Consider the following 25,909-nt stretch of genomic DNA (forward strand, 5'->3'; position numbering starts at 1 on the left):
ACCCGCATCGCTATTTCCGCGGGTCTCTTGCCCGCCACCCCGGTTGATCCCTCATAATCCCGCATATGGGGCGTTGGAGATCGACCATGCGCGAACTATCGGCGGAAGCCCGGCTGCACTTCTACGCGCGTTCGCTCTCGCGGCGGACCGGGGCGAGCGTGCATCATGCCGCGATGTACAGCGCCTTCGCGGTTATCGCCGCGATCGTGTTCGGCACGCTGTCGGTGCACCCGTTCTGATCACGCCCCGCGCTTGAACGGCGCGACCTCGATCCCTGCATCCTTCAAGGCCTGCCGCAAACCGCGCGCGATGTCGACGGCGCCCGGCGTATCACCGTGGATGCACACCGTGTCGGTGCGCATCTTGATGACCTTGCCTGTGACCGAGACCACCGCGCCGTCCTGTACCATGCGCACCACGCGGTCGGCGATCGCCTTGACGTCATGCAGCACCGCACCCGGCTTCTTGCGCGAGACGAGATTGCCATCGTCCTCATAGGCGCGGTCGGCGAACACCTCGTGCACCATCGGCAGATTGGCGGCTTCGCCGGCCTTCACCAGCTTCGAATTGGCGAGCACGACGAAGATCAGGCTCTGATCGACCGCCTTGATGCCGGCGGCGATCGCCTTCGCGGTCATGTCGTCCTCGCAGGCGACATTGGAGAGCGCGCCATGCGCCTTCACGTGCGTCACCTTGTGGCCGGCCGCGGTCGCGATCGCCTGCAGGGCGCCGATCTGGTAGGCGACGAGGTTCTCGATCTCGGAGGCTTTCAGGCCCGCGATAGGATGGCGGCCGAAGCCGTGCAGGTCGCGATAGCCAGGATGCGCGCCGACCGAGACGCCGCGCGCCTTCGCCAGCTCGACCGTCCGGCGCATGATATCGGGATCGCCGGCGTGGAAGCCGCAGGCGACATTGACCGAGCTCGCCAGTTCGATCATGGCGGCATCGTTGCCCATCTCCCACGCGCCAAAACCTTCGCCGAGATCGCAATTGAGATCGATCGTCTTCATGGGGTGCTCTCCATCTCTGGTCGTCTTGTCGTTTACGGCTCGGCCGCAACCTGCCAGGTCCGGGCGTCGACGGCACTGACAGCATAGCCCGCGACGTTGGCATCGCTGAGCGCTTCGATGTTGAGCGCGACGGTGTCGGCGGAGCGCAGGCGATCGGGCAGGTTGCGGATCAGCTGCGCGAATTTTCTCGCCTCGTCCTGCGCCTCGGCCATGCTGACCGCCTTGAAGCGGAACGCGGTTCCTGCCGAGGTTTGCGCGAGACGGCCGACATCGGCCGTGATCACGGTCGCAATCTTCGGGTAGCCGCCGGAGGTGCCGCGATCCATCATCAGCGCGATCGGCGCGCCGTTGCCGGGCACCTGGATGCTGCCGTTGACCGTGCCGTCGGAGACGATGTTGTGGCCATGCAGATGCTTGATCGCGGGGCCCTCGAGCCGGTAGCCCATGCGATCGGAGGTCGCCGAGATCTTCCACTCGCTGTCGAGGAACAGCGCCTTGTTGGCGTCGTCGAACTCGTCGTCCTGCGGTCCCAGCAGGACGCGGATCGGACCGCTCGATGGCTTCGGCAGTTCGATGCGCAGGTCCGGTGCACCGCTTGCGGCATCGACGGTGAATTCGTCGCCGGCCTGCAGCGGGCGCGGGTAGGGGCTGCCGAGACCGGCACGGGCGTTGACCGCAAGGCTGCCGAACACCGGCTCGCCCTTGATCCCGCCTTCGATCGCCAGATAAGTGAACGCCCCGCCGCGGGCAAAACCCAGCGTCAGCGTCTCGCCGTCCTTCAGCGTCACCGATGTGTCCATGGCGACCGGACTGCCGGCAATTTCCGCATTGCGCGGCGCGCCTGAAATGGCGACGCGCACGGCACCGTCGCGCGCGGTGAACGAGGCGCCGAACGGGCCGACCTCGACAACGGCTGCGAACGGTTCGTTGCCGACAAGCGTGTTCGCTGCCGCGAGCGAGAGGCGGTCCATCGCGCCGCTGACCGTCAGGCCATAGCGCTGCGCTCCATGGCGTCCGCCGTCCTGGACCGAGCTTGCAGGCCCGATGCTGGCGATCACGAGCCGGCTCATGCGACCACCTGCTCGGCAATGATCTCGCCGGCTTCGGCGGCGCGGTCCTGTTCCTCGAACGTCTTGTGGTCGATGGCGAAAAACGTCACGCGATCGCCGGGTTCGGTGAGGAAGGTCGGATTGCGGTGGAGCTGATAGGTCCGCACTGGAGTGCGGCCGAGCAGGTGCCAGCCGCTCGGCGCTGCCAGGCACTGGATTCCGGCCTGGATGCCGCCGATCGAGATCGTGCCGGCAGGCGTCAGCAGCCGCGGATTCTGTCGCCGCGACATCTGCAGGGATTTGTCGAGGCCGCTGAGATAGGACCACCCCGGCGTGAAGCCGATCATGGCAACCTTGTAGTCGCCGGCGACGTGACGCGCGACGATGTCGTCGGGTGTGGTATTCAGCGCCTTCGCGACGTCCTCGAGGTCGATGCCGTGCTCGCCGCCATAGGCGACGGGAATACGCCAGCGGCGCGCTTTGGTGGCCGGCGGCAGCGGCTGGCTGGCGAGCGCGAGCAGCTTTTCGCCGAGCGCGTCGAAGCCGATCTTGCCCGGGTCGTAATGCACCAGCAGCGAGCGATAAGTCGGCACGGACTCGGTGATGGCATCAATCGCGCTTGCCGCGAGCGCCTTGTCGAGCGCCAGCACGCGCTGGTTGGCGTCGTCGTCAATGGTACGGCTGAACTCGACCGTGACGGCGCTGTCGCCACTGGGCAGAAGGCGGGGCGGGGGAAGCGTCGCGGACATGGGGTGTCGAAATCGGGCTTCTGGAGATACGCGGGCTCGGCCTTGAGCTCCGCTTGTTCCTGCTTCGCGTAAATGTGCCCGCAAGTCCAATAAATTAATGCAGGGGGAGACGATAAAGCCTTGTTATCGCGACGCATAACAGCGCTGCGGCCCCGCATGATTGGTAGCTTGTTGGCCCTTGACGCAAGGCCCGCACCCCGCAAGATGCGCGCGTGCTTTCCCGCCCATCCGGAGCTCGTCTGTTTCCATGTCGCTGTCCCCCGAAGCCCGCAAGACCCTCGCCGGCATCACCACTGCCACCATCACAACGGTCCTGCTGAAGAAGGGCCTGCGCAACATCTGGATGCGCGGCGCGCGTCCGCTGCGCCCGGGTCTGCCGCGCCTGGTGGGACCGGCCTTCACGCTGCGCTTCGTGCCGGCGCGCGAGGATCTGGCGACGCCGGAATCCTGGTCGTCGCCGATCTCGACCCGCACCGCGATCGAGGCGATGCCGGAGGGCTGCGTCGCCGTAGTCGACGCCATGGGCATTACCGACGCCGGCATCTTCGGCGACATCCTGTGCGCGCGCATGATGAAGCGCGGCGTCACCGCACTCGTCACCGACGGTGTCGTGCGTGACGTCGAGGGCGTGCTCGGCACCAACCTGCCGGTCTGGTGCGACGGCTATGCCGCGCCGCCGTCAGTCGCCGGTCTGACCTTCGTCGGTTGGGGCGAGCCGATCGGTTGCGGCGGCGTTGCGGTCTTCCCGAACGACATTGTGGTCGCCGACCAGGACGGCTGCGTGCTGATCCCGCAGGCGATGCTCGAGCACGTACTCAACGAGGGTGTCGAGCAGGAGCGGATGGAAGCCTGGATCGTCAACGAGGTGAACAATGGCGCGGTGCTCCCGGGCCTCTATCCCATGAACGCCGAGACCAAGGCGCGCTACGCCGCAAGCAAGAAGTAACCGGGAAAGAAGTGAGGTAAATCCAATGGAGATCACTGTTGCAGGCACGCGGCCGACCCGTCGTGCGCCCGGGGAACACTTCACCGGCACGGTCTGGCAGGACCCCGTCATCATGGCGCCCGCGCCGGCGCGGCTGAACTGCTCGCGCGTCTCGTTCGAGCCGGGCGCGCGCACCAACTGGCATCACCATCCGCTCGGGCAGACGCTCTATGTGATTTCGGGGGTCGGCCGGGTCCAGTCCAAGGGCGGGCCCGTTATCGAAATCCGTCCCGGCGACACCGTCTGGATTCCACCGGGCGAGCTGCACTGGCACGGCGGGTCGCCAACTAACGGCATGACCCACATCGCCATGCAGGAAGCGCTCGACGGCGTGTTCTCAACCTGGCTGGAGCCCGTGACCGACGCCGAGTATGGGGCGCCGGTCGGCTAGCGTCCCGTGCCCCGGACAAGATGCATCGCCGTAAGGCGATGCATCGCCGATCCGGGACTCAGCGATTTGAGACCCACGAAGAATGCTTGGTCCCGGCTCTGCGGAGAAGCGTTGCACGCTGCACCGCGTCCGGGACAAGAGCACTTACATCCGCTCCGCCGTCCACGTGCCCTTGCACATGCTGCCGCGCCACGTGCCGGAGCCAGAGGTGCCGCTGAGCCGGCCGAAGCCGACGGCGCGCTTGATGCCGGTGCTCAAGGTGACGTTGATGCTGCCCGCATCCGCGACGCGGCCTGATGCCGTCACCATTGCGCTGCTCGAGGCGATCTGACCGTTGTTGATGCCGATCGCGACGGTCGAGCCGTTACCGCAGGTCTCGCTCGACGACGAAATACGGACATTCCATGCGCCGTCGAAAGTGCTGGCGCTGGCCTGCGCGGCCGGCAACGCGATGACGATGATGGTGGCGAAGAGAGCCTTACGAAATCCGTTCATGACACGCCCCTAGGGTTGATCATGCGGGGATCGTGACATCGACGCGGAACCGGCGATGTGAGGGCTATCACGCGGGCGACGGGCTCTGTGATGTCGCGCACGTCGCCGATTTGGCGGGCGAAAGCGAAAGGGCCCGCATTGCGGGCCCTTTGTCTCGGTCAGAGTGTCACCACAAAGTCAGTTCACCCGCGTCCAGGTCTGGCCGCCGCAGAACATGCCGCCGAAGGCGCAGCCCTGTACGCGCAGGCGATCGGTGCCCTTCAGCGCGATGGTTGAATCGTAGGTCGAGCCGGAGTTCGGATCGAGGATGCGGCCGGACCACTTCTGGTCCTTGTTCTGGTCCTTGCCGGGCTTCATGTTGATCAGAACCTGCTCGCCATTCTGGTTCGATTTCGAATCGACCGAGTAGCCGCAGAGATTGCTGCCGCATTGCTCGATCCGGACCTTGCCCTCCTTCTCCTCGGTGAGCCAGACGCCGAGCGGTGAATTGAGATCGCGCCTAGGCGCGGTTGCGGGAGCCGGTGGCGCGACGGCAGCCGACTGAACGGGGGCGGGCGCAGGTGCCGGAACAGGAGGCGGAGCCGGAGGCGCTGCTGCGACCGTTGGGGCGGGCGGCGGAGGCGGTGCGGGCGGGACTGCCGCCACGGTCGGGGCAGCACTCGGGGCCGGCTGAGGCGGCGGCACCAGCGCGTCTTCGGCCGGAGCATTGTTAGCCGTGGTGGCCGGAGGTGCCGGCGGGACGGGAGGCGCGACGGCCACGGGAGCTTGGACGGGAGCTTGGACGGGGGCCTGCTCGGCCACCGGAGGCGCCGCGACAGGTGCCGGGGCCGGCGCCGGATTGGCGGGCGCCTGCGGGTCAGCCTTGGCTTGTTGCGGTGCCTGCGGGTCCGCTTTTGGAGCCCCCTTGGCATCATTCTTGGTTTTCTTCGCTTTGCCCTGGCCGGTGTTGTCGTAGACGCCGGGGATTTGCACCGTGCCGCGGTCGGGATCGATGCGGATGGTACGCCCGCCATAGTCGAAGGTGTACTGCGCCTGCGCAGCGGTGCTCGCCAGAAGGAATGCGGCCGTGGCCAACAGCTTCCTCATTTCGCGTCTCCTGAAACAGGTGGTCCCCGGACCGACGCTTACGCCCCGGTTCGATCGCAAAAAGTGATCTAGATCACTGTCACCGTATGAGTCGTGGTCCGGCGGTTTCGGGTTCAATAACACCGCAGCCGGTCCAAAGTTTGGCCGGGGCAAGCGACAGGAGGACGCGGTCCCTAATCGAACCAGGCGGCGTAGATCTTCTTGTAGCTGCCGTCCTGCATGGAAATATGCAGCCATTGGTCGACGAACGCCTTCAGCGCCATGTCGCGCTGGAGCCAATAGGCCTTCTCGGAGAAGTCGAACGGCTTTTCGGGATGCACCGCGCAGAGCACGCCTTGATGCTGCTTCTGCTGGTAGCGCGTCTCGGAGGCGTCCGTCATCATCAGGTCGGCATTACCCTTGGCGATCTCGTCGAAGATCACGGTGTTGTCCGGGAAGACGGTGATGTCGGCTTCCTTGATGTTGGCACGCGCGAAGCGCTCGTTGGTGCCGCCGGGATTGACGATCACGCGGGTGCCCTTCTTGTCGATGTCGGTGATGCTCTGGTATTTGGCGACGTCGGCACAGCGCGCGATCGGCGTCTTGCCCTCGCGCATGATCGGCGTGGAGAAGAAACCCTTCTTCTGCCGGTCGAGCGTGACCGAGACGCCGCCCATGGCGATGTCGAACTGGTCTGCCTCGAAATCCTTCATCAGCTTTGGCCAGGCCGTCGGCACGAATTCGACCTTGACGCCGAGCGCCTTGCCGAGCGCCTCCGCCATGTCGACATCGAAGCCGTTGAACTGCTGCGTCGTCTTGTCGAGATAGGTGAAGGGCTTGTAGTCGCCGGTCATGCCGACGCGCAAAGTGCCGCGCTTGACGATCTCGTCGAGGCGGGAGGGCGCCGCCTGCTGTGCGTGGGCCGAAAGGTTTGCCAGCAGGACCACGGCCAAAGTCGCCAAAATTCGACGGGTCATTCGAACGATCATCTCTTTTCCACCCATGCCCGAGCTGTCATTGTGCGGCTCTCGAGGGTTGGATTTAGACCAGATGCCCGTCGCTGGCGAGGCGGAATTGAAGGGAATTCTGAAGTGACGATCTCGATGCATGACGCCTCGGTCGGCGTCTTCGTGCCGTATCTGCGCAACCTGTCCGCACTGCTCGACAAGGGCGTTGCCTATGCCGAAGCCCGGAAGTTCAATCCGGCCGTCCTGCTCGGCATGCGCATTGCGCCCGACATGTACGATCTGGCGCAACAGATCGGGGAGGCCTGCCGCCATGCCACGGTCGCCTCGGCCTTGCTGGCCGACCGCGAGCCGGTGATGCTGCCGATGCTGGAGCACGACATGGCCGGACTCCAGGCCCGCATCGCGACGTCAATCGAGTTCATCGAAGGCCTGCCGCGCGCGGAGATCAATGCTGCGGCGGAACGGAATGTCTTCTTCAGGCTGAAGAACGGGACCGAGTTGCCCTTCACCGGGCGCACGCTGCTGCTGACCTTCAGCGTCCCGCAGTTCTTCTTTCACGTTACGACCGCCTACGACCTGTTGCGGCACGCAGGCGTCGAGCTCGTGAAGAAGGATTATCTCGGACGACGATAGGCCGACCGGCATCCACTTCGTTCGAAAGCGCGCTAGGTTTCGCCCTTGCGCTCGTAATCGGCGAGCGAGCTGCGGCCAGCGATCTCGCTGCGCAGCTCTTCGAAGCGCCGATGTGCCTCGTCCTCGTGCGCGTCGACGAAATGCACTGCGGCTTCGCCGGTCATCGGGCCGCTGACCACGGGCACGGACTGCTCGCCGATGGTCTCGTGGACGTAGAACTGGCCGTCATCGCCGCGATGGACCGTCCATTTCAGACGGATCGCCACCATCGGCCCGGGCCCGACCTTGCTGTAGCCGTCGGCATCGGTGTGCTCCGGCACCAGCGGCTGCTCCTCGACCACCGGATGCTCATCGACCATCGGGTGCTCGTCGACTAACGGGTGCTCGTCGGCGACCCCGTGCTCACCAGCAACCACCATTTCGGTCACGGTCACGGTTTCGGTCTCGCGCACGGTCTCGGTCTCGCGCACGACGAGGACGGGTTCAGGGTGCTCCAGGATGCTGGCGATGGTCGCCAACGCGTGGTCGGTCGGGTCGATCTCTGACAAGGGTCCATCCTCCAGCTCCACGCGGCCGGCAAGTCTGTCCCACTGCCGCCGCGGCCGGACCTATTACGCGGGTTTGATTAAGGCTGAGTGAGGGCTCGATCTGCACCAAAATGGGACTCATTCTGGCGTTCCGAAGGCGGGGGGCGGCCGCCCGTCGAGGAGCAGCGCCCGCCCTGGAGATCAGCTCAGCCCAGGACATCCTGATTGATGATGTTCTGCCGGATGGGATCGCCGTCCAGCACACTCAGAATGTTTCGCGCGGTCTGCTCGCTCATCCGGCTCACCGCCTCGACCGTGACGCCGGCGACATGCGGGGCCATGATGACGTTGGGCAGCGCGAACAGCGCGTTGCTGACCGGCGGCGGCTCGACCTCGAACACGTCGATGCCGGCACCGGCGAGCTTGCCCGAGACCAGTGCGTCATACAGCGCCGCTTCCTTCACGATGCCGCCGCGCGCGGTGTTGATGAGATAGGATTTCGGCTTCATCCGACCGATCCGCGCCGCATCGAACAGGCCGACGGTCTCCGGCGTCTTCGGGCAGTGGATGGTGACGAAATCGGCGTGAGGCAGTGCGGCATCGAGATCGGCGACCGGCTCGCAGCCTGCTGCCTTGATGTCCGCGGCGGGCTTGTAGGGATCATAGACCTGCACATTCATGTCCATCGCCAGGCAGCGCTTGGCGGTGCGGGTGCCGATGCGGCCGAAGCCGATGATGAGGACGGTCTTGCCGTAGAGATCGAACGGCAGCATGCCGAGGCGGTCGGCCCATTTGCCGTCCTTGACGCAGGCGTGCATCTCCTGCGCGCGTTTGGCCAGGGTCAGCATCATGAACAGCGCCTGCTCGGCGACCGAGGGCGAATTCGCGCTGCCCGCGACCATCAGCGGCACCTTGCGGCGGGAGAGGGCGGGAACGTCGACGGCGTCGTAGCCGACGCCGATCCGGGTCACCACCTTCATATCCTTTGAGGCTTCGAGCTCGGTCTCGCCGAAAGCGGTGGCGCCGAGCGCCACGCCATGGACCGGCGCGTGGCTCTTCAGCAAGGCCTCAAAATCCCTGGCGGAGATCAGGTTCGGAAACTCGATGAGCTCGATGTCATCTCGCTGGGTGAGGAGGGCGCGCGCCCCTTGCGACAAAGTTTGCGTGACAAAGATTTTCTTCTTGTTGGTCGACATCGTTCCTACCTGCGCGAGTTTCCCGACCGGTCGTCACAATACGACGCCGGTCGCCTCGTTTAGCAGGTGCATATTGTTGAGGTCCATCGCCAAACGCATGGGGTCGCCGTCCTTGGCGCCCGCATTGGGATCGACACGGCCGCAAATTGGCGTGCCTTCCAGGCCGAAATAGACCAGCGTCTCCATTCCCATTGGCTCGGTGACATCAAGCACAGTGTCGAAGGTCTCGACTCCCGGCTCCAGATGGGCATGCGATTCCGTGAGATGTTCGGGACGGATGCCGAGCAACAGGTTTTCGGCTCGGGGCAGCGCGCTGTAACGGGCGGCGCGGGCCGGCGGCAACGGGAACGAGATGCGGTCCGTCAGGCGGATGTTGAGCTTGCCGCCGACGTCCTCGAGCCGGCACGGAATGAAGTTCATCGCCGGTGAGCCGATGAAGCCCGCGACGAAGCGCGTCGCCGGCTTGTGGTAGAGCTCGTTCGGGGTGCCGATCTGCTCGATGCGGCCCTTGTTCATCACCACCACGCGATCTGCCAGCGTCATCGCCTCGACCTGGTCGTGGGTGACGTAGACCGTCGTGGTACGCACCTTCTGGTGCACCTTCTTGATCTCGATCCGCATCTGCACGCGCAGCTTGGCGTCGAGATTGGACAGCGGCTCGTCGAACAGGAAGACTTTTGGGTTGCGCACGATGGCCCGCCCCATGGCGACGCGCTGGCGCTGACCGCCGGAGAGCTGCTTCGGCTTGCGGTCGATTAGGTCGGTGATGTCGAGGAGGCGGGCGGCCTCGGTCACCCGCGCCTTGATCTCGGCCTTCGGGTAGTGCTTGAGCCGCAACCCGAACGACATGTTCTCCGCGACGGTCATGTGCGGATAGAGCGCGTAGTTCTGAAACACCATCGCAATGTCGCGGTCCTTCGGCGGCACGTCGTTGACGACGTCCCCGCCGATCATGATGTCGCCGTCGGTGATGTCCTCGAGTCCCGCGATCATCCGCAATGTCGTCGACTTGCCGCAGCCCGATGGCCCCACCAGCACGATGAACTCATGGTCGGAGATGTCGAGATCGATGCCGCGCACCGCCTCGACCTCATCGTAACGCTTGACGACCTTCCGCAACGCAACTTCAGCCATAAGACATCAACCCTTTGTCGCGCCGGCGGTCAGGCCGGCAATGTAATAGTCCATCAGGAAGGCGTAGATGATCAGCGGCGGGGCCGCGCCCAGTAGCGCGCCGGTCATGATCTGACCCCAATTGAAGACGTCGCCCTTGATCAGCGTGGTGGTGATGCCGACCGGCAGCACGAGCTGGTCGATGGATGTCGTGAACACCAGGGGATAGAGGAACTGCGCCCATGAGACTGTGAAGGCGAAGATGGTCGCCGCGATCAGGCCGGGTAGGGCGACGGGGATGAAAATCCGCGTCAGGGTCTGGAGCCAGGAGGCGCCGTCGATGAGAGCCGCCTCGTCCAGCTCCTTCGGGATCGAGGCGAAATAACCGATCATGATCCAGGTGCAGAACGGCACGGTCAGCGTCGGATAGATGAACAGCAGCACGTACCATCGGTTGAGGAGCGTGATGCCGGTGATGTCCTGGACCGCTGCGAGCATTTTGAACAGCGGAATGAACAACAGGCTGTCCGGAACCAGGTAGGTCAGAAAAACACCGGTCGCGAGCGTCGTCGAGCCCCAGAACTTCATCCTTGCCAGCGCGAAGGCCGCAGGAATGCTGATCAGCATGGTGACGCACACAACGACGATGGAGACGACCGCCGAATTCCAGAAGAAGCGCAAAAACTGGTTCGAGGTCAACAGCTCGACGTAGTTCGCCAGGGTGGGATGAAATACCCACCAGGGATTGGTGGCCGCCGAAATCTCCGCGCTGCTCTTGAGGGAGGTGATCAGCATGTAGATTGGCGGGACGAGCGAAAAAATCGCGAACAGCACCAGGAAGAAGTAGGACCAGCGCAGCGCCCACGTCCGATCCCGGCTCATGCTCCGGTACTTGACCTTGCGCGTGGGACCGCCCTTGTCGATTGCAAGCGTGCTCATCAGGCTTCGTTCCCACGTTTGTTGACATCGCGCAGGATGAAGATCGCCGCGACTGCGAGGATCGGTACCATGAACAGCGAGACGCATGCGCCGAGCGGAATATCGCTGCTCTGGATTCCGACCTGGAAGGCCCAGGTGGCGAACAGATGCGTCGAATCCAACGGGCCACCCGAGGTCAGGATGCGCACGATGTCGAAATTGGCAAATGTGACGATCAACGAGAACAGCGTCGTGATGGCGATGATGTTGCGCATCATCGGCAGGGTGATGTGCCAGATCTTCTGCCACCAATTGGCGCCGTCAATGGCGGCAGCCTCGTAGAGCTGGTCCGGCACCGATTTAAGCGCGGCCAGATACATGATCATGAAAAACGGAGCGCCGTACCAGACGTTGACGAGAATGACGGAGAAACGGGCCCAGAAGGTGTCGCCAAGCCAAGGGATGGGCCCGACACCGAAGAACGACAGCGTGTAGTTGAAGGCGCTGTAGGAGGGATCGAACAGCCACAGCCAGGCCAGGGTGCTCATCGCCGGCGGGATCACCCAGGGCACCAGTAGCATGCCGCGCCACTTGCGCTGGCCCTTGGCCGGAAGGTTGTGGACGAAATGAGCGACAATGAAGCCCATCAGCGCTTTGAAGAACACCGCGGTGAGGGCGAAGATGCAGGATTGCCTCACCACCATCCAGAAGGTGTCGCGCTTGAACAGGAAGGTGAAATTGCTCAAGCCGACGAACTTCTGCATCGACTTGTTCAGCGTGGCGAGATGCATCGAGTAGAAGGCAGGATAGAGCACGAACAGCGCGATCAGGAGAATCAGCGGCAGCGTCAGGAAGAACGCCATCGTCGACTTCCGCCTGAGTGCATTTTTGAGGCTCGCCCGTTTGCGCGGGCTCGCGGCACGGACGGAGCGAGCTTGCTGAACGACGACATCGGCCATGGTCAGACTTTCTTACGGGACGTTCGAAAGGGAAGCCGCCCGCATCGGTCGGCATCCCTTGGAAGGCGATGGAAAGGGTGAATCCCGGGCGGCTCACGCGCGAACGCGTGAACCGCCACGGCACATGCCCGGCATCAGCTCCGCATGAAGCCTTCGCACTCGCCCTCGGCCCAGGCGAGCGCCTGCTCGATGGTCTCGCCCCGTGCGTAACGCAGCACCAGTTTGGTCAGCGTCGCCTGGGAGTAGATCTGCTGTGCGATCTTCGGCGGCGCCGGCGACGCCGCGATCGACATCGTCTGGCGGCCATGTGGGTCGGGATAGCTATAGAGCGTGCCCTTCGGCGGCCCTTCCTCGGCCCACGTCTTCAGCTTCGTCATGTTCGCGAAAGCCGGGAGATCGTAGCCGCCGCTCGCCGCGACGAACTTTTCGATCGATGACGGTTGCGACAGATGGGTCAGCAGGCTCTTCGCGGCTTCCTTGTTCTTGCCGAACGCCCAGACGCCCCAGAAATAGGGCAGGAAGGGTGCAAAACGGCCCTTCGGACCGGCCGGCATGCCGTGCGTCCAGCATTGCTCGGCGACTTGTGGTGCGTCGCGTTTGGCGACGGCCCATGAGCTCGGCGGATTCAGGATCAGTGCACCGCGGCCCGAGATCAGCCATTTGTTGTTGGACGCATCATCCCAGGAGGCCGCATCCGCCGGAAGCACCGCGATCAATTTCTTGTAGAATTCGAGAGCCTGACGCACGGCGTCAGTCTTTACGGTGATGTCGCCCTTGGCGTTGACGAGCTCGGCGCCGAACGACTGGAAGATCGCGCCGGCGGTATCGACGCTGTCGGTGGTCTCGCCGAGGCCGATCCCGAACGGGACGCCAGCCTTGTTGCAGGCTTCGGCGGCCTTGAGAAAGGCGTCCATCGTCCAGTTCTCGTCCTTGGGCACGCCACCGGCCGGATACATCTCCTGAACGTCGATGCCGGCATGCTTCTTCATCAGGTCGATGCGCGAGCAGGGGCCCTTGATCTGGCTGCCGACGGTGGCAGGGACGGCAAGCCATTTGCCGCCGGCCTGGCCGAGATATTTGGTCGTGCCGTTCACCTCGCCGTTCTGCTTGATGATCGGCTCCATGATGTCGCTGACCGACTCGAGCTGGTCCGCATAGGCGTGCGGCCACCAGGTCGGCATCTGGAGAATGTCGTGACCGGATTTCGCCTGCGCCTCGGCGGCGACGGTCAGTTCGAGCTTCTTGTTGTTGCTGGTGATGTAGTCGATGGAGACCTCGACCTTCTCCTTCGCCGCCCATTCGTTGACGAGGTCGGTGGAGGCCTTGTTGGCGCCCGGCACCCAGTGGTCCCAGAAGCCGATCGAGAGCTTACCGGCGGCGTAGGCGCCCCGGACATAGGGCGCCGTGATCAGCGCCGCAGAGGACATTGCAGTGGCAGCCACAAATTGACGTCGCGTCAGTGTCTTGCGTGACATCTCGTTTCCTCGCTTGGGTGTTTTATTGTTCTGGCGTTTCCTCTGAACTCTTCCGAGTTCTACTTTTGATTTTCTTTTTGAAAGTTTCTTGTTCGACGTTTCTTATTGATGCCGTCGGCTTCGAAGGCAAATTGGTAGCGCGATCAGATCATGATTGATGGCGTCTGTCGAGAAAGCCGAACGGCTTGCGCCTAGAACTAACGTTGTGTCCGGGAACGCGGCAGTGCGCTCGATGTCGTGCGCGGGCCATGAACCACGGTCGGCCGTTTTGCGACGCACACTTTGCGCCGTCCCGCCTGGGCGATACATGCGCAAATACGCCGCAGTTTCGAGTAAGCCTGCATAAGCGCCTCGCGCCAAACACTTTTCGGGCGTGGATAGCATTTGCGGCGGCTAGACCTCGAAGCGGTGAAAACGATAGAGTTGCAACTGGCAAGGGGTTCTCATCCCCAACAGCCCGACAAATCGAGATGGAGACCAGAATGATCAACCCGGCGCCTCCCGCGCGGCTTAACCTGCGACGATGGTTCGCGCTGGGGTCCGTTCTCGTGATGTTGCTCGGCGCAGCCGCGGTGGCGAACGCTCAAGGCCTGGTCAAAGGGGTTCAGGAAGGAGCGGCGGCGGGGAACAAGGCGGCTGGTCCGGTCGGCGGCGTGCTCGGCGGCGCGATCGGCGGTGTGGTCGGTGTCTTCACCGGCGTGCTCGGCGTTGGCAACAATGGCAATCAGGCGCCTGCCGCCAAAGATCCGAGCAAGGACTCGAGCAAGGACGCTGCCAAGGACGCCAAGCAGGGTGCCGGCAAGGACAAGGACGCCAAGAGCGCCAAGTCAGGCAAGGGCGCCAAGGCGAGCAAGGAGGCGAAGAACGCGCCGCAGGACAAGGATGTCACGGTCCTCACCCAGACCGGCGCGCCGCAATTGACCGCCGACCAGATCGTCACCAACAGCGACTCCTACATCGAGCGGATCAAGACCGAACTGAACCTCACGCCCGACCAGGAGAAGCACTGGTACGGCTTCTCGAGCGCCATGCACTACCTCGGGCATAACGGTGCCGAGCGGCTCAACCTGCGGGTTGCGCGCGCCAAGCGGGATCCGCCGGATGACATCGTCGAGCAGATGCGCAACGAGGCGCAATTCCTGATCGACCGCGCTGCCGACCAGCGCAATGTCGCCGACGCCGCCGAGCCCCTCTATTCGAGCCTCGATGACAAGCAGAAGCAGGTCTTCGTACAGGAGATGGTGCGGCTCAGCCACGAACGAGGACTGGATTGATCAAGTTGAATCGGATCGGGCGCGTCTGAATTAACGGCGCCCGCCACGAATTCGTGAATCCTCTTCGCGATTCGGTTATGATTAGCTTCGGAAGCTGATTGCGGGGTTGATATGGCGGACGGACTCTCCGTTTTCCTGGTCGAAGACGAGACGTTGATCCGGATGATGATGGCGGACATGGTGGGGGAACTCGGTCACCACGTCGCCGCGGAAGCGGACAATGTCCGGGACGCCAGTGCTTTCGCCATGACCGCGCAGTACGATCTTGCGATCCTCGACATCAATCTCAAGGGCGTCTACGTCGATCCGGTCGCCGATCTGATCGAGCGCCGCGGGAAGCCGTTTCTGTTCGCGACGGGCTACGGTCCGGAGCTGCTGCCGTCCTTGCTCCGGCGCCGGCCGATCCTGCGCAAGCCGATTTCAATCGATCAGCTCAAGGCGATGATCGACTCGATGTTTCCGGAAGCGGTAGCGAAGACGCCGCACTGAGACCAAAACAAAAAAAGCCGCCCGTCAGGGCGGCCATTCGCGACGGAATTCGTCGCGGTCTCACATCAGGCCGGCGCCGAGATCGATGCCGCGCGCCGTCAGGCCGAACGAGGCGACCAGGCCCGTGCAGCAAAACAGCAAGATGGTCTTGAACGAAGAATCGGCCAAACGCGTTTCGATGGTGGCCGGCATCGCGGCGATCGAAATCATGCTCATGTTCATTCCCCCCCTTTGTTGCCCCTGAATTGGATCAGGTAAGGGAACTCCTACAGCAAAAAGTTTGACGCGAGCTTTCGAGGGATCGTTAACGTAATCGCAATCGATCCCGCATTTTCAGGCACTGGAGCGCGATCACTCGTTTCAGTGGCGCCCGTTCTTCAGCACCGTAGCGATGGTGTGGGCTGTCATGGCGGCGCGGTCCGAAGCGCGCTGGGCGGCGAGGCGGTCACGCGCCTTTTCCTCGATCAAGAGCTCGATCAGCGCCAGCCGCTTGCCCTCGTCGTCCGCCTCGAGCAGCAGGCGGTGATAGCGGTGATAGTCGAAACCCAAATCCTGCTTACGCATGTCACGCCCCCGCAACTACGCCACACACAAGCCAGGATTGTTTCTCATCCGAGACGTGCGCGCAAGCATGATCCCGCTTCGGGCGCGCGTGCTCGTTAATCAGCTGTGAATTACTCGAACTCGCGCGAACGGAGACGCGCGCCGTTAAGGCTGGTTGTGCTCCGCAAACATCGTCAGGCCGAGGAAACTCGCATCAGGTTTCGTGACGAGCCTGGTCGGGATGTTGCGCAGATAATCCTGGAAGCGTCCTTTGGCTTCGAAGCGCGCCCGGAATGCGGAGGCTGCAAGGAACTCGGGAAAGCGCGGCACGATTCCGCCGGCGATATACACGCCGCCGCGGGCGCCGAAGGTCACCGCGAGATTGCCCGCGACCGAGCCGAGGATGGCGCAAAACATCTCCAGCGTCGCGCGGCTGAGCTCGCAACTGCCCTCCAACGCCGCCTTCGTAATGGCGGCGGCATCGCGATGCGGCACCTGAGCGCCTTCCACCTCGGCCAGCGCCTCGTAGAGGCTTTGCAGGCCGGAACCGGACAACGCGCCACGCTCGATGGAGACGTGGCCGAGTCGTCCGCGCATGCACGCGATCACGCGTTCCTCGCGCTCGTCCTCCGCCGGCAAGGTGGCGTGGCCGGCCTCGGTGACGACGGCCAGACGTGAGCCGTGGCGCTCGACCAGGCAGGAAACGCCAAAGCCAGTTCCAGGGCCAACGACCAGCAACGGCTCTCCGGGAAGGCCATCTCGTCCGCCGAGCGGGATCAGGTCGGCGGGCTGCAGGGCGGGGAGGGACCAGGCCACCACTTCGAAATCGTTGAGAACATGGACGCCGTCGAAGCCGAGGGCCGGCTGGAGCTCGTTGCCGTCGATGACCCACGGGCTGTTGGTCATGACGCAGCGGTTGTTGGTCACCGGGCCCGCGACGGCCAGCACGGCCCTTGGGGGCGGTTTGCCGTCGGAGTGACGCGCGAGAACATCGGCAATGGCTTCCCGGACGGTCGGAAAGTCTGCCACTTTGACGTAGTCGATCGGTCCGGTCTGGTTGCCCTGACTGAGCGCGAAGCGCGCATTAGTGCCGCCGATATCGGCGAGAAGAATCTGTCCTGTCTTGCCGATGGTCATGTGCATATGGCTGCCGCAGCCCTTTTGGCTGCGGGAACCGCTTCCTCCACTCTATCCGATCGCAAGATGCGAACGGCTTATCAGAATCCGTCCCCGGGTGGATCTAGTCAACACGCATGAGCCCAAACCGTTGCATCCCGGGACCGACGGGGGCATTTGCGCAGATGGCCGCACCTGCGGGTGGTTGCGAAGGAGCGCGGGAAGATCGACACTGGAGACGTGCGTTCGGCGCCGGTCGCGCGGGATGGCCTGTAATGGACCTTGCGATGAAGATTTCCGACCGGGACGTGTTGCTGGTCATCGACGTGCAGAACGATTTTTGCACGGGCGGGGCGCTCGCGGTGCCCGGCGGCGAGAAAGTCGTCCCCGCCGTCAATCGGATCGCCCAAAAATTCGCCAATGTGGTGCTGACCCAGGACTGGCATCCCCGCGATCATGTCTCTTTTGCCCCGAACCATGCGAGCAAACAGCCGTTCCAGACCATCGTGCTTGACTATGGCGTCCAGGTGCTCTGGCCCAGCCATTGCGTCCAAGGCACGGCGGGCGCTGAATTTCACCGCGATCTCGATGCCACTCGCGCAAGTCTGGTGGTGCGGAAGGGGTTTCGGCGCGGCATCGATTCCTATTCGGCGCTGTTCGAGAACGACAGGAAGACGCCGACCGGCCTGCTCGGGTATTTGCGCGAACGCGAGTTGAACACCGTCTTCGTCGCCGGCCTCGCGTTCGACTTCTGCGTCCGCTTCTCGGCGGAGGATGCGCGCAAGGCGGGGTTCGAGGTCGCCGTCATCGAGGACGCCTGCCGCGGCATCGATCTCGACGGCTCGGTGGCAGCGACCCATCAGAGTTTTCGGGAGCGCGGTATTTCGCTCGTCAGCTTCGAGGCCTTCCTGTGAGCGCCGTGAGATAGCCATGGCGGAGAAGACCGGAAAACAGCAGCGCGCACCGGGGCCGGTCCCCGATGACCCGCTGCTGTGGCCGTTCGCAGCGGCTCGGCTTGCCATGGACGCCTGCTTCGGATGGCTCGAGCGCGGCTCGCCGGAGCCGACCGATAGCAGCCTGCCGTGGACCACGCCCAACTCCGTCGCGCTGGAGCTTGCGACCATGCGCCTGCGCGATTGCACGCGGATGGGGTCCGGCCAGCCGGCACTGGTCTGCGCGCCCTATGCGCTGCACCGGGCCCTGATCGCCGACTTCGCCCCCGGCCACAGCGTGGTGCAATCCCTGCAAAATGGCGGCATCGACCGGGTCTATCTTACCGACTGGCGCTCGGCCGCACCCGACATGCGCTATCTCTCGATCGACAGCTATCTCGGCGATCTCAACGTCGCCATCGACGAGATCGGCGCGCCGGTCGATCTCGTCGGCCTGTGCCAGGGTGGCTGGCTGTCGCTGCTCTATGCGGCGCGCTTTCCCGCGAAGGTGCGGCGGCTGGTGCTAGCAGGCGCGCCCGTCGACCTCTCGATCGACTCCAGGCTGTCGCAGCTCGCCCGCAACGCGCCGGCGATGGTCTACGACCAGCTCGTCGCGCGCGGGGGCGGCAATGTCAGCGGCGAGGAGATGCTGCGTGTCTGGTCGAAGGCGCCGAGCCGCGTCGATATCGCGACGGCGCTGCAGAGAGACCTCTCCGGCGAGAAGGGTGCGGCGCTGCTGGCACGGTTCGAGCGCTGGAACGCCGAGCCTCTCAATCTGCCCGGCACCTATTATCTCGAGATCGTCAATTGGATTTTCCGGGAGAACCGGATCGCGCGCGGCCAGTTCACGGCACTCGGCCGCGTGATTGATCTGAAGGACGTCAAGGCGCCGGTCTTCCTTTTGGGCGGGCTCGATGACGACGTCGTGCCGGCTGCGCAGGCGCTCGCCACCGCCGGCTTGCTCGGCACCCCACCGGCCTTCATCACGGCGACCTCCGAGCCCAGCAACCATCTTGGCCTGTTCATGGGCGCGCGGACCCACGCCCATGCCTGGCTCCGGATCGCCGAGTGGCTGCGCGATGATCTGCCCGGCACGCTGGCGCGCAGCGCCTGAGACTGCCCCCAAAGGGTCGCGGCGCCGGGCAGCGAAGCTGCAAATCCGTTATGCATGCCGTTGAATGGCCTGCACGGGGCCATGTCGATGGGTTAAATGGAGTCCAGAGCTGGCGGAGGCCGGCCGCGACGAGACAAAGGGACTGTGCTCGATGAGTTTCCACTCGATCTATGCCCACGGATTTGCGCGCGTGGCGGCCTGCGTCACCACCTCTCATGTGGCCGATCCCACGGCAAACGCGGCTGCGGTTCTGGCGGCGGCGAAGGACTGCCACGCGCAGTCGGTGGCGGTTGCCGTGTTTCCCGAGCTGTGCCTGTCCGGCTATGCGATCGAAGATCTCGTGAAGCAGGACCCGCTGCTCGATGCAGTCGAGCGCGGGCTCGTGGCCATCGTCGAGGCATCCTCGTCCCTGATGACCGTTTTGATCGTTGGCGCGCCGCTGCGCTTTGGCAATCGGATCTACAATTGCGCGGTCGTCATCCATCGCGGCAAAGTCCTCGGCGTCGTACCCAAGAGCTACCTGCCGACCTATCGCGAATTCTACGAGGGACGGCATTTCGCCTCCGGCGCCGGCATCGTCGGAGAGATGGTCGCCTTTGCCGGGCTGCATGCCCCGTTCGGCGTCGACCTCCTGTTCGCGGCCGAGGACGTTCCGGGCCTGACCATCGGCGTCGAGATCTGCGAGGACATGTGGATCCCGGTGACGCCAGCCTCCGAGCTCGCGCTCGCGGGCGCGAGCGTGCTGATCAATCTCTCGGGCAGCCCGATCACGATCGGCCGCGCCCGCTCGCGCGCGCTCTTGTGCCAATCGACTTCGGCGCGCTGTCTCGCAGCCTACGTCTATTCCGCGGCCGGAGCAGGGGAATCGACCACCGATCTTGCCTGGGACGGCCAGACCTCGATCTACGAAAACGGGGTGCTGCTGGCCGAGGGCGAGCGGTTCGGCCAGGGCGGCCAGATCACGCTGGCTGATGTCGATCTCGACCTGCTCAGGCAGGAACGCGCGCTGATGGGAACGTTCGACGACAATCGCCGGCAGCGCGAGGGTTTCTTCCGGAAAGTCGGCTTCGCCCTGAAGCCGCCGGCCGCCGATATCGGCTTCCTGCGCAAGGTCGAGCGCTTTCCGTTCGTGCCAAGCGACGAGAGCCTGCTCGAGCAGGACTGCTATGAGGCCTACAACATTCAAGTCGCCGGCCTCGTCCAGCGCATGCGCGCCACCGGCACCAAGCGAGTCGTCATCGGCGTCTCGGGCGGCCTCGATTCCACCCACGCCCTGATCGTCGCTGCCAAGGCCGTCGATCTTCTTGGTCTGCCGCGCGAGAACATTCTCGCCTACACCATGCCCGGCTTTGCCACCGGCAGCGAGAGCAAGACCAATGCGCTGGCGCTGATGACGGCGTTGCAGACGAGTTGGCAGGAGCTCGACATTCGCACCACGGCGACGCAGATGCTCAAGGACATCGGTCATCCCTTCGGCAAGGGCGAGAAGGTCTACGACGTCACATTCGAGAACGTGCAGGCGGGCCTGCGCACGGACTACCTTTTCCGGCTAGCCAACCATCATGGCGGCATCGTCATCGGGACCGGCGATCTCTCCGAGCTCGCGCTAGGCTGGTGCACCTACGGCGTCGGCGATCAGATGGCGCACTATAATGTCAACGCGGGGGTGCCGAAGACGCTGATCCAGCATCTGATCCGCTGGGTGATTGCCTCCAAGCAGTTCAGCGACGACGTCAATCGGACGCTTGGCTCGATCCTGGTTGCTGAAATCTCGCCCGAACTGGTTCCGGTCGAGCCCGGCGAGAAGCCGCAGAGCACGGAAGCCTCCGTCGGTCCCTACGAGCTTCAGGATTTCAACCTGTTCTACACGCTGCGGTTCGGCATGCGGCCGTCGAAGATCGCGTTCATGGCGCTGCAGGCCTGGAAGGACGTTGCCGAGGGCAAATGGCCGCCGGCGTTCCCGACCGATAGGCGCAAGGCCTATGATCTCAAGGAGATCCGCCGCTGGCTGGAGGTGTTCCTGCGCCGCTTCTTCGCTTTCAGCCAGTTCAAGCGCTCGGCGATGCCGAACGGCCCCAAGGTTTCGGCCGGCGGCTCATTGTCGCCGCGGGGCGACTGGCGTGCGCCGTCGGATTCGAGCGCGGCGGCGTGGCTTGAAGATCTCGAACGGAATGTGCCGAACTGATCGGGAGGTGAGCGATGTCGGCCGGCGATGGGCCCGAGCAGGGCGGCAACCCAAAGAAGGTCCTCAACGGCCTTTACATCTTTGAGATTGAGATGCGCGACGGCAAGCGCGGCCAGGCCAAAGGCGTCGTCGTGCTCTGCGATGGCCGTATCATGGGCGGCGACAGCTATTTCTATTACACCGGCAGCTACACGTTCCGGAACGGGAAATGGCGCGGCGATATGACCGTCAATCAGCACACCGAGGCCGTTGGCAAGCCGCTCGCGTTCGGTGGCAGGGAAGTGACCTGCGGCTTTTCAGGCGACTATTCCGCCGACGGCGCCGAAGTCGAAGGCATGGCGCTGGTTGGCAAGACCAGCGTGACATTCACGGCGCGGCTCACGCTGAAGGACCCGATGTGAGACCCGCCTGAAATGTGAGACCCGCGTGATCGGCCCTCGTTCCTGGTCAGGAACCTTCGCACCCATAGAACGTTCGCGTCTGTTGTTGCGAATTTCCGAGGAGAGGGACCATGCGCAAGCACTTGATGTTATCGACCGCAGCTATCGGACTGATGCTTGCTTCCGGCATCGCCTACGCCCAGGCGCCCGGTGAGCGAAGGGACGAGCCGAGACGGACCGAGGAGCCGGCGAAAGGCGCTGCGCCGCAGCGCGGCGGCGCCCAAGAGCACGTTCAAGAGCGCGCGCAGGGCGCCCAGGAGAGATCGCAGGGCGCCGGCCGGGAGGAGAAGGGCGGCGCTGCCAGGCAGGACGCGAGTGACGACAAGCGCCAGCCGGCCAGTTCTGCCGAGCGCAACCAGCCGAAGTCGAAGGATCAGGCCCAAGACTCCCGCGAGCCCTCCCGCGAGCCTTCGCGCGATCGCAACCGCGACGCCGAGAACACCAAGCCGGGACGCGACAGCAAGAGCAGCGCCGAGACGAAGCAGGATAAGTCCGCGCCGCAGAAATCAACGGCGGAGTCCGAGAAGTCCAAGTCCGGCTCGACTGGCCAGCAGAACGAGCGCCCGGGCACGGCGGCCAACCAGAACGAGCGCAACCAAACCCAGCCGCCGCGCAATGCGGCCGAGCAGCAGCCGCCGGCCCAGCAGAACAACCGACCGGCCACCGCGACCGACACGAACCGAACGGCCCCGACCAACAATGCGCAGACCGCGCCTGCCACCTCGGGCACGCAGACCAATCAAGCCAATCAGACGACTCAGACCAACACGCAGGTCAATCAGCAGACCCAGGTGACGTCCGAGAAGCAGGTGCGGATCTCCGAAACGGTGAGCCGCGCGCGCCTGGCGGAGCCGGAGCGTAATCTGAACATCTCGATCCGCGTGGGCGAGACGATCCCCTCGCGCGTGCGCCTCCACAGGCTTCCGCCCGAGATCGTGGCGATCGAGCCCGAGTATCGAGACTACGAATATTTCTCAACCGGTGACGACGTCGTCATTGTGGAGCCGCGGACCCATCGCATCGTCAGCCAGGTGCCTCGCGATCCGTCGCGAGCCCGCGCCCAAATGAGCGGGGGCACCTCATCAAGCATGGCGGCCGCCGGGGGCAGTGCCGGGGGCAGTAATGTGAACTGCCAGATCATGCGGCGTGACGCGTCAGGCAATGTGGCCCAGGCAGAACCCTCGACCGTAGGCTCGACCGCGCGAACCGACTCCCTGAGCGTGACGGTCCAGATGCCCGGCGGCGGCTCGTCCGCACCGATCGCCCTCGGCGCTCCCGCGGGCAACATCGTGGTCGCGACGCAAGGGCAGGGCGACTGCACGGTGACGATCGAGCCGCAGACGCGTTAAGAAACGCCCACAAAACGACTTCGCGCCGCACGGCTGATCAAGCCGGCGGCGCGAAATCACGTTCAATCTAGAAAGTCCCGAGGTCCGGAGTGCCTAGGAGTCCGGACCTCGTAACCTTGCCCCAGCCTTTGATCCCCCCGCCCCATGTGGTCCCCCAACCCCATGTAGCGCGATCAGAGGGTGATGCCCTTGGAAGGCCGCCGATCGATGTCCCGCGATGTACGCGACATCGGAATAGGATTCCATTCCGGATCACTACGGACTCGAACGCGCTTGATCCGCGCGCGGATGCATGCGTCTGCACGCGCCGCACTCGCATTGCCTGAATTCGATGCACGCGATCGCCGGGATGTCCACATCTCCTCAGCGCTTCGGAACCTGAATTTCACCGGCCTGTCATTGAACTGGTCTAGCGCTGCTCCCGTCATTGTTGACGGCCGAGGAGCAAGCCATGTCGAAGCCGGTACTGGGCGCCGCATTGTCCATCAAATCGATCCCTGCGCATCGCGACTGGCTTCTCGAACGGCAGCGCGACCTCGAAATCCAGGATTTCTTTCGCGCGGATCTGCTCGACAGCGATTGGCGGAGCACGGCCGGCGAGATCAAGCAGATGCTCGCTGGTCACACCGGCCAGCTCGGCATTCACGGCCCGTTCTGGGGCTTCAAGATCGACAGCCACGATCCCATGATCCGTCAGGCGGTGACCCGGCGTCTGCTTCAGGGGTTGGATGCCGCCGAGTTCCTCGGCGCGACGCAGATGGTGATCCATTCGCCGTTCACGACCTGGGACCACAACAATCTCGATCTCTATCCAGATAATCGCGTGAATATCGTCGAACGCGTCAAGGCGACACTCGCCGAGGTGATTGTGCGGGCCGAAACCATCGGCTGCGAGATCGTCATCGAGAACATCGAGGACAAGGATCCGCGCGATCGCGTGCGTCTCGCCAAGGCGATCGAAAGCAGTAAGGTGCGGGTCTCTCTCGATACCGGCCACGCCAACTACGCACACATCTCCACCGGCGCGCCGCCGGTCGACTACTACGTCGAAACCGCCGGCGACATGCTGACGCATGTCCATCTGCAGGACACCGATGGATTTGCCGACCGGCACTGGGCCCCGGGCGAAGGCAATATCCCGTGGGTGGCCGTATTCCGCGCGCTGGGCCGGCTGAATTCCAACCCCCGCCTGATCCTCGAACTTCGCAATCACGACGACGTCCGCGCCGGCGCAGCCCATCTCGCCGCGCTTGGTCTCGCCGAATAACCAGATCATCCAGGGCAGGGATTCCCGTCATGAGCAAGTTCACCCGTCGCACCATCCTGAAATCCGGCGGCGCTGCTGCAAGCACACTGCTTCTGCCGCGCTTTGCCATCGCGCAGGCCGACAACCGTCCTTCGGTGACGATTGCCGTCCAGAAGGTGACCAATTCGAACGTGCTCGACGTGCTGCGCGAGCAGTCCAATGTCGGCGAGCGCGTGTTCTTCTCCTCGATCTGGGAAGGCTTGATCTCCAAGAACTGGCGCGGCAGCCTTGAGGCCGTGCCGGGGCTTGCCACCGAGTGGCGCCGTATCGACGACCAGACTGTCGAGGTGAAGCTGCGCCAGGGCGTCAAATTCCACAATGGCGACGAGCTGACGTCCGAGGACGTCGTCTTCACGTTCAGCCGCGAGCGCATGTTCGGCGAGACCGAAGCCAAGAGCCGCAGCACCATCCAGGCTTTCGAGAAGATCCCGACGCCGCGGCCGGGCAAGGAACTGCCGCCTGATGTTCCGGCGGTTGCACGCCGGATCTGGCCGGATCTCGTCCGCGTCGATGCCGTCGACAAGTACACGGTGCGCTTCTACAACGCGACGCCCGACGTCACGATCGAGGGCCGGCTGTCGCGCTACGGCTCTGACATCGCGAACCGTCGCGCCTGGGCTGAATCCGCGAGCTATCTCGACTGGGCGCGCAAGCCTGTTACCACAGGTCCCTACAAGGTCGTCGAGCTCAAGCCCGACGTGTCGCTGACGCTCGAAGCGCACGACGAATATTGGGGCGGCCGTCCACCGCTCAAGCGCATTCGCTTCCTCGAGGTCCCCGAGGTCGCGAGCCGCATCAACGGCCTGTTGTCGGGCGAGTACCAGTTCGCCTGCGACATCCCGCCAGACCAGATCGCCGGCATCGAGAAGAATACAGCCTTCGAAGTGCAGGGTGGCACCATCCTCAATCATCGCCTGACCGTATTCGACAAGAACCACGCCCAGCTCGCCAATCCGCTTGTAAGGCGCGCCTTCACCCACGCGATCGACCGCCAGGCGATCGTCGACAGCCTGTGGGCCGGCCGCACCCGCGTCCCGAAGGGCCTGCAGTGGGAGTTCTACGGCGACATGTTCAATGCCGACTGGAACGTGCCGGCCTACGATCCCAAGCTGGCGCAGGACCTGCTGAAGCAGGCCAACTACAAGGGCGATCCCATTCCCTATCGCCTGCTCAACAATTACTACACCAACCAGGTCGCGACCGCGCAGGTGCTGGTCGAGATGTGGAAGTCGGTCGGCCTCAACGTCCAGATCGAGACCAAGGAGAACTGGTCGCAGATCATGGAACGTGCGCCGACCCGTGCGGTACGCGACTGGTCGAACTCGGCCGCCTTCAACGATCCGGTGTCCTCGCTGGTTGCCCAGCACGGACCGAACGGCCAGCAGCAGCAGATCGGCGAGTGGACCAATGCCGAGCTGAACACGCTTTCGGAGTTCCTGGAAACCTCGATCGACCGCGCCGCCCGCAAGAAGGCGTTCCGCCGCATGCTGGAGATCGCCGAACGCGAAGACCCAGCCTATACGGTGCTGCACCAGAACGCGACCTTCACGGCCAAGCCGAAATCGATCAAGTGGAAGGCGTCGCCGGCGTTCGCGATGGATTTCCGCGCCGGCAATTTCGAGGCTTGA

28 protein-coding genes are annotated in these 25,909 nt (G+C 64.1%); 13 read left to right on the forward strand and 15 right to left on the reverse strand.

Annotated elements, in window-relative coordinates; translation table 11 throughout:
• Nucleotides 1-86: 86 nt before the first annotated feature.
• Nucleotides 87-239: a hypothetical protein gene (locus ABIC03_RS17220; RefSeq protein WP_007590908.1), complete on the forward strand. Its 153-nt coding sequence runs from the start codon at nucleotides 87-89 to the stop codon at nucleotides 237-239.
• Here the strand turns inward: ABIC03_RS17220 and ABIC03_RS17225 are convergent, their stop codons facing one another.
• Genes ABIC03_RS17225 through pxpB form a run of 3 tightly spaced genes read right to left on the reverse strand, consistent with a single transcriptional unit; the run spans nucleotide 240 to nucleotide 2,808 of the window.
• Entirely contained in the window at nucleotides 240-1,010 is a 771-nt protein-coding gene (locus ABIC03_RS17225) for a LamB/YcsF family protein (protein ID WP_354059382.1), read from the reverse strand.
• 32 nt (nucleotides 1,011-1,042) lie between these two features.
• Nucleotides 1,043-2,080, reverse strand: a complete 1,038-nt coding sequence (locus tag ABIC03_RS17230; protein WP_354059384.1) for a 5-oxoprolinase subunit C family protein — start codon at nucleotides 2,078-2,080, stop codon at nucleotides 1,043-1,045.
• Nucleotides 2,077-2,808: a 5-oxoprolinase subunit PxpB gene (pxpB, locus tag ABIC03_RS17235; RefSeq protein WP_354059386.1), complete on the reverse strand. Its 732-nt coding sequence runs from the start codon at nucleotides 2,806-2,808 to the stop codon at nucleotides 2,077-2,079. Before pxpB ends, ABIC03_RS17230 begins: the two co-directional genes overlap by 4 nt.
• Before the next feature lie 247 nt (nucleotides 2,809-3,055).
• On the opposite strand from pxpB, the gene ABIC03_RS17240 reads away from it, so the two are divergent.
• Nucleotides 3,056-3,754, forward strand: a complete 699-nt coding sequence (locus ABIC03_RS17240; protein WP_354059388.1) for a ribonuclease activity regulator RraA — start codon at nucleotides 3,056-3,058, stop codon at nucleotides 3,752-3,754.
• Nucleotides 3,755-3,779: 25 nt separating this feature from the next.
• Nucleotides 3,780-4,184, forward strand: a complete 405-nt coding sequence (locus ABIC03_RS17245) for a (R)-mandelonitrile lyase (protein ID WP_354059391.1) — start codon at nucleotides 3,780-3,782, stop codon at nucleotides 4,182-4,184.
• 144 nt (nucleotides 4,185-4,328) lie between these two features.
• On the opposite strand, the gene ABIC03_RS17250 is transcribed toward ABIC03_RS17245, so the two are convergent.
• The 3 genes from ABIC03_RS17250 to ABIC03_RS17260 all read right to left on the reverse strand — a co-directional run bounded on the left by ABIC03_RS17250 (nucleotide 4,329) and on the right by ABIC03_RS17260 (nucleotide 6,721).
• On the reverse strand, nucleotides 4,329-4,679 hold the full coding sequence (locus ABIC03_RS17250; protein WP_275171105.1) for a hypothetical protein: 351 nt from the start codon (nucleotides 4,677-4,679) through the stop codon (nucleotides 4,329-4,331).
• Between the two features lie 177 nt (nucleotides 4,680-4,856).
• Nucleotides 4,857-5,765 carry a DUF2147 domain-containing protein gene (locus ABIC03_RS17255; protein WP_354059393.1) on the reverse strand — a complete coding sequence of 303 codons (909 nt, stop codon included), beginning with the start codon at nucleotides 5,763-5,765 and terminating at the stop codon, nucleotides 4,857-4,859.
• A 173-nt stretch (nucleotides 5,766-5,938) separates the two neighbouring features.
• Complete coding sequence (locus ABIC03_RS17260; protein ID WP_354059395.1) at nucleotides 5,939-6,721, reverse strand: transporter substrate-binding domain-containing protein; 783 nt, start codon at nucleotides 6,719-6,721, stop codon at nucleotides 5,939-5,941.
• A 126-nt stretch (nucleotides 6,722-6,847) separates the two neighbouring features.
• On the opposite strand from ABIC03_RS17260, the gene ABIC03_RS17265 reads away from it, so the two are divergent.
• Nucleotides 6,848-7,345, forward strand: a complete 498-nt coding sequence (locus tag ABIC03_RS17265; RefSeq protein ID WP_354059680.1) for a DUF1993 domain-containing protein — start codon at nucleotides 6,848-6,850, stop codon at nucleotides 7,343-7,345.
• Between the two features lie 32 nt (nucleotides 7,346-7,377).
• Here ABIC03_RS17265 and ABIC03_RS17270 read toward each other — a convergent pair whose 3' ends face one another.
• The 6 genes from ABIC03_RS17270 to ABIC03_RS17295 form a co-directional block, all read right to left on the reverse strand.
• Nucleotides 7,378-7,893, reverse strand: coding sequence for a hypothetical protein (locus tag ABIC03_RS17270; protein WP_354059397.1), 516 nt, complete (start codon nucleotides 7,891-7,893; stop codon nucleotides 7,378-7,380).
• 185 nt (nucleotides 7,894-8,078) lie between these two features.
• Entirely contained in the window at nucleotides 8,079-9,068 is a 990-nt protein-coding gene (locus ABIC03_RS17275; RefSeq protein ID WP_354059399.1) for a hydroxyacid dehydrogenase, read from the reverse strand.
• 33 nt (nucleotides 9,069-9,101) lie between these two features.
• On the reverse strand, nucleotides 9,102-10,202 hold the full coding sequence (locus ABIC03_RS17280) for an ABC transporter ATP-binding protein (protein ID WP_354059401.1): 1,101 nt from the start codon (nucleotides 10,200-10,202) through the stop codon (nucleotides 9,102-9,104).
• Between the two features lie 6 nt (nucleotides 10,203-10,208).
• Nucleotides 10,209-11,120, reverse strand: a complete 912-nt coding sequence (locus ABIC03_RS17285) for a carbohydrate ABC transporter permease (RefSeq protein ID WP_027517994.1) — start codon at nucleotides 11,118-11,120, stop codon at nucleotides 10,209-10,211.
• Nucleotides 11,120-12,058, reverse strand: coding sequence for a carbohydrate ABC transporter permease (locus ABIC03_RS17290; protein WP_275171099.1), 939 nt, complete (start codon nucleotides 12,056-12,058; stop codon nucleotides 11,120-11,122). Before ABIC03_RS17290 ends, ABIC03_RS17285 begins: the two co-directional genes overlap by 1 nt.
• 134 nt (nucleotides 12,059-12,192) lie before the next feature.
• On the reverse strand, nucleotides 12,193-13,533 hold the full coding sequence (locus tag ABIC03_RS17295) for an ABC transporter substrate-binding protein (protein ID WP_354059404.1): 1,341 nt from the start codon (nucleotides 13,531-13,533) through the stop codon (nucleotides 12,193-12,195).
• A gap of 482 nt (nucleotides 13,534-14,015) precedes the next feature.
• On the opposite strand from ABIC03_RS17295, the gene ABIC03_RS17300 reads away from it, so the two are divergent.
• Together ABIC03_RS17300 and ABIC03_RS17305 are read left to right on the forward strand one after the other, a co-directional pair.
• On the forward strand, nucleotides 14,016-14,807 hold the full coding sequence (locus ABIC03_RS17300; RefSeq protein ID WP_275171097.1) for a Spy/CpxP family protein refolding chaperone: 792 nt from the start codon (nucleotides 14,016-14,018) through the stop codon (nucleotides 14,805-14,807).
• A gap of 111 nt (nucleotides 14,808-14,918) precedes the next feature.
• Nucleotides 14,919-15,296: a response regulator gene (locus ABIC03_RS17305; protein WP_354059406.1), complete on the forward strand. Its 378-nt coding sequence runs from the start codon at nucleotides 14,919-14,921 to the stop codon at nucleotides 15,294-15,296.
• A 60-nt stretch (nucleotides 15,297-15,356) separates the two neighbouring features.
• Here ABIC03_RS17305 and ABIC03_RS17310 read toward each other — a convergent pair whose 3' ends face one another.
• From ABIC03_RS17310 to glk, 3 genes are all read right to left on the reverse strand, one after another.
• On the reverse strand, nucleotides 15,357-15,512 hold the full coding sequence (locus ABIC03_RS17310) for a hypothetical protein (protein ID WP_354059408.1): 156 nt from the start codon (nucleotides 15,510-15,512) through the stop codon (nucleotides 15,357-15,359).
• Nucleotides 15,513-15,656: 144 nt separating this feature from the next.
• Nucleotides 15,657-15,860, reverse strand: coding sequence for a hypothetical protein (locus tag ABIC03_RS17315; RefSeq protein ID WP_018457896.1), 204 nt, complete (start codon nucleotides 15,858-15,860; stop codon nucleotides 15,657-15,659).
• Nucleotides 15,861-16,004: 144 nt separating this feature from the next.
• Nucleotides 16,005-16,976: a glucokinase gene (gene glk / locus ABIC03_RS17320; protein ID WP_354059411.1), complete on the reverse strand. Its 972-nt coding sequence runs from the start codon at nucleotides 16,974-16,976 to the stop codon at nucleotides 16,005-16,007.
• Nucleotides 16,977-17,230: 254 nt separating this feature from the next.
• On the opposite strand from glk, the gene pncA reads away from it, so the two are divergent.
• The 7 genes from pncA to ABIC03_RS17355 all read left to right on the forward strand — a co-directional run bounded on the left by pncA (nucleotide 17,231) and on the right by ABIC03_RS17355 (nucleotide 25,909).
• The gene (gene pncA / locus ABIC03_RS17325) at nucleotides 17,231-17,869 is read left to right on the forward strand and encodes a bifunctional nicotinamidase/pyrazinamidase (protein WP_354059412.1); all 639 of its coding nucleotides are present in this window, start codon (nucleotides 17,231-17,233) and stop codon (nucleotides 17,867-17,869) included.
• A gap of 16 nt (nucleotides 17,870-17,885) precedes the next feature.
• Nucleotides 17,886-19,001 carry an alpha/beta fold hydrolase gene (locus ABIC03_RS17330; RefSeq protein WP_354059414.1) on the forward strand — a complete coding sequence of 372 codons (1,116 nt, stop codon included), beginning with the start codon at nucleotides 17,886-17,888 and terminating at the stop codon, nucleotides 18,999-19,001.
• Nucleotides 19,002-19,152: 151 nt separating this feature from the next.
• On the forward strand, nucleotides 19,153-21,186 hold the full coding sequence (locus ABIC03_RS17335) for an NAD(+) synthase (protein ID WP_354059416.1): 2,034 nt from the start codon (nucleotides 19,153-19,155) through the stop codon (nucleotides 21,184-21,186).
• A gap of 14 nt (nucleotides 21,187-21,200) precedes the next feature.
• The gene (locus tag ABIC03_RS17340; RefSeq protein WP_354059418.1) at nucleotides 21,201-21,587 is read left to right on the forward strand and encodes a GrlR family regulatory protein; all 387 of its coding nucleotides are present in this window, start codon (nucleotides 21,201-21,203) and stop codon (nucleotides 21,585-21,587) included.
• Between the two features lie 110 nt (nucleotides 21,588-21,697).
• Nucleotides 21,698-22,975, forward strand: a complete 1,278-nt coding sequence (locus ABIC03_RS17345; RefSeq protein ID WP_354059420.1) for a DUF1236 domain-containing protein — start codon at nucleotides 21,698-21,700, stop codon at nucleotides 22,973-22,975.
• Between the two features lie 451 nt (nucleotides 22,976-23,426).
• Nucleotides 23,427-24,242: a sugar phosphate isomerase/epimerase family protein gene (locus ABIC03_RS17350; RefSeq protein ID WP_354059422.1), complete on the forward strand. Its 816-nt coding sequence runs from the start codon at nucleotides 23,427-23,429 to the stop codon at nucleotides 24,240-24,242.
• Nucleotides 24,243-24,271: 29 nt separating this feature from the next.
• Nucleotides 24,272-25,909 carry an ABC transporter substrate-binding protein gene (locus ABIC03_RS17355; protein ID WP_354059424.1) on the forward strand — a complete coding sequence of 546 codons (1,638 nt, stop codon included), beginning with the start codon at nucleotides 24,272-24,274 and terminating at the stop codon, nucleotides 25,907-25,909.

The organism is Bradyrhizobium sp. RT6a (genome assembly GCF_040547675.1).
Taxonomy (GTDB): domain Bacteria; phylum Pseudomonadota; class Alphaproteobacteria; order Rhizobiales; family Xanthobacteraceae; genus Bradyrhizobium.

Excerpts from the sequence above, each read along its gene's own strand:
- ABIC03_RS17220 (WP_007590908.1), top strand. The coding sequence starts at position 87 with ATGCGCGAACTATCGGCGGAAGCCCGGCTGCACTTCTACGCGCGTTCG.
- ABIC03_RS17225 (WP_354059382.1), bottom strand. The coding sequence starts at position 1,010 with ATGAAGACGATCGATCTCAATTGCGATCTCGGCGAAGGTTTTGGCGCG.
- ABIC03_RS17230 (WP_354059384.1), bottom strand. The coding sequence starts at position 2,080 with ATGAGCCGGCTCGTGATCGCCAGCATCGGGCCTGCAAGCTCGGTCCAG.
- pxpB (WP_354059386.1), bottom strand. The coding sequence starts at position 2,808 with ATGTCCGCGACGCTTCCCCCGCCCCGCCTTCTGCCCAGTGGCGACAGC.
- ABIC03_RS17240 (WP_354059388.1), top strand. The coding sequence starts at position 3,056 with ATGTCGCTGTCCCCCGAAGCCCGCAAGACCCTCGCCGGCATCACCACT.
- ABIC03_RS17245 (WP_354059391.1), top strand. The coding sequence starts at position 3,780 with ATGGAGATCACTGTTGCAGGCACGCGGCCGACCCGTCGTGCGCCCGGG.
- ABIC03_RS17250 (WP_275171105.1), bottom strand. The coding sequence starts at position 4,679 with ATGAACGGATTTCGTAAGGCTCTCTTCGCCACCATCATCGTCATCGCG.
- ABIC03_RS17255 (WP_354059393.1), bottom strand. The coding sequence starts at position 5,765 with ATGAGGAAGCTGTTGGCCACGGCCGCATTCCTTCTGGCGAGCACCGCT.
- ABIC03_RS17260 (WP_354059395.1), bottom strand. The coding sequence starts at position 6,721 with ATGACCCGTCGAATTTTGGCGACTTTGGCCGTGGTCCTGCTGGCAAAC.
- ABIC03_RS17265 (WP_354059680.1), top strand. The coding sequence starts at position 6,848 with ATGCATGACGCCTCGGTCGGCGTCTTCGTGCCGTATCTGCGCAACCTG.
- ABIC03_RS17275 (WP_354059399.1), bottom strand. The coding sequence starts at position 9,068 with ATGTCGACCAACAAGAAGAAAATCTTTGTCACGCAAACTTTGTCGCAA.
- ABIC03_RS17280 (WP_354059401.1), bottom strand. The coding sequence starts at position 10,202 with ATGGCTGAAGTTGCGTTGCGGAAGGTCGTCAAGCGTTACGATGAGGTC.
- ABIC03_RS17285 (WP_027517994.1), bottom strand. The coding sequence starts at position 11,120 with ATGAGCACGCTTGCAATCGACAAGGGCGGTCCCACGCGCAAGGTCAAG.
- ABIC03_RS17290 (WP_275171099.1), bottom strand. The coding sequence starts at position 12,058 with ATGGCCGATGTCGTCGTTCAGCAAGCTCGCTCCGTCCGTGCCGCGAGC.
- ABIC03_RS17295 (WP_354059404.1), bottom strand. The coding sequence starts at position 13,533 with ATGTCACGCAAGACACTGACGCGACGTCAATTTGTGGCTGCCACTGCA.
- ABIC03_RS17300 (WP_275171097.1), top strand. The coding sequence starts at position 14,016 with ATGATCAACCCGGCGCCTCCCGCGCGGCTTAACCTGCGACGATGGTTC.
- ABIC03_RS17305 (WP_354059406.1), top strand. The coding sequence starts at position 14,919 with ATGGCGGACGGACTCTCCGTTTTCCTGGTCGAAGACGAGACGTTGATC.
- ABIC03_RS17310 (WP_354059408.1), bottom strand. The coding sequence starts at position 15,512 with ATGAGCATGATTTCGATCGCCGCGATGCCGGCCACCATCGAAACGCGT.
- ABIC03_RS17315 (WP_018457896.1), bottom strand. The coding sequence starts at position 15,860 with ATGCGTAAGCAGGATTTGGGTTTCGACTATCACCGCTATCACCGCCTG.
- glk (WP_354059411.1), bottom strand. The coding sequence starts at position 16,976 with ATGACCATCGGCAAGACAGGACAGATTCTTCTCGCCGATATCGGCGGC.
- pncA (WP_354059412.1), top strand. The coding sequence starts at position 17,231 with ATGGACCTTGCGATGAAGATTTCCGACCGGGACGTGTTGCTGGTCATC.
- ABIC03_RS17330 (WP_354059414.1), top strand. The coding sequence starts at position 17,886 with ATGGCGGAGAAGACCGGAAAACAGCAGCGCGCACCGGGGCCGGTCCCC.
- ABIC03_RS17335 (WP_354059416.1), top strand. The coding sequence starts at position 19,153 with ATGAGTTTCCACTCGATCTATGCCCACGGATTTGCGCGCGTGGCGGCC.
- ABIC03_RS17340 (WP_354059418.1), top strand. The coding sequence starts at position 21,201 with ATGTCGGCCGGCGATGGGCCCGAGCAGGGCGGCAACCCAAAGAAGGTC.
- ABIC03_RS17345 (WP_354059420.1), top strand. The coding sequence starts at position 21,698 with ATGCGCAAGCACTTGATGTTATCGACCGCAGCTATCGGACTGATGCTT.
- ABIC03_RS17350 (WP_354059422.1), top strand. The coding sequence starts at position 23,427 with ATGTCGAAGCCGGTACTGGGCGCCGCATTGTCCATCAAATCGATCCCT.
- ABIC03_RS17355 (WP_354059424.1), top strand. The coding sequence starts at position 24,272 with ATGAGCAAGTTCACCCGTCGCACCATCCTGAAATCCGGCGGCGCTGCT.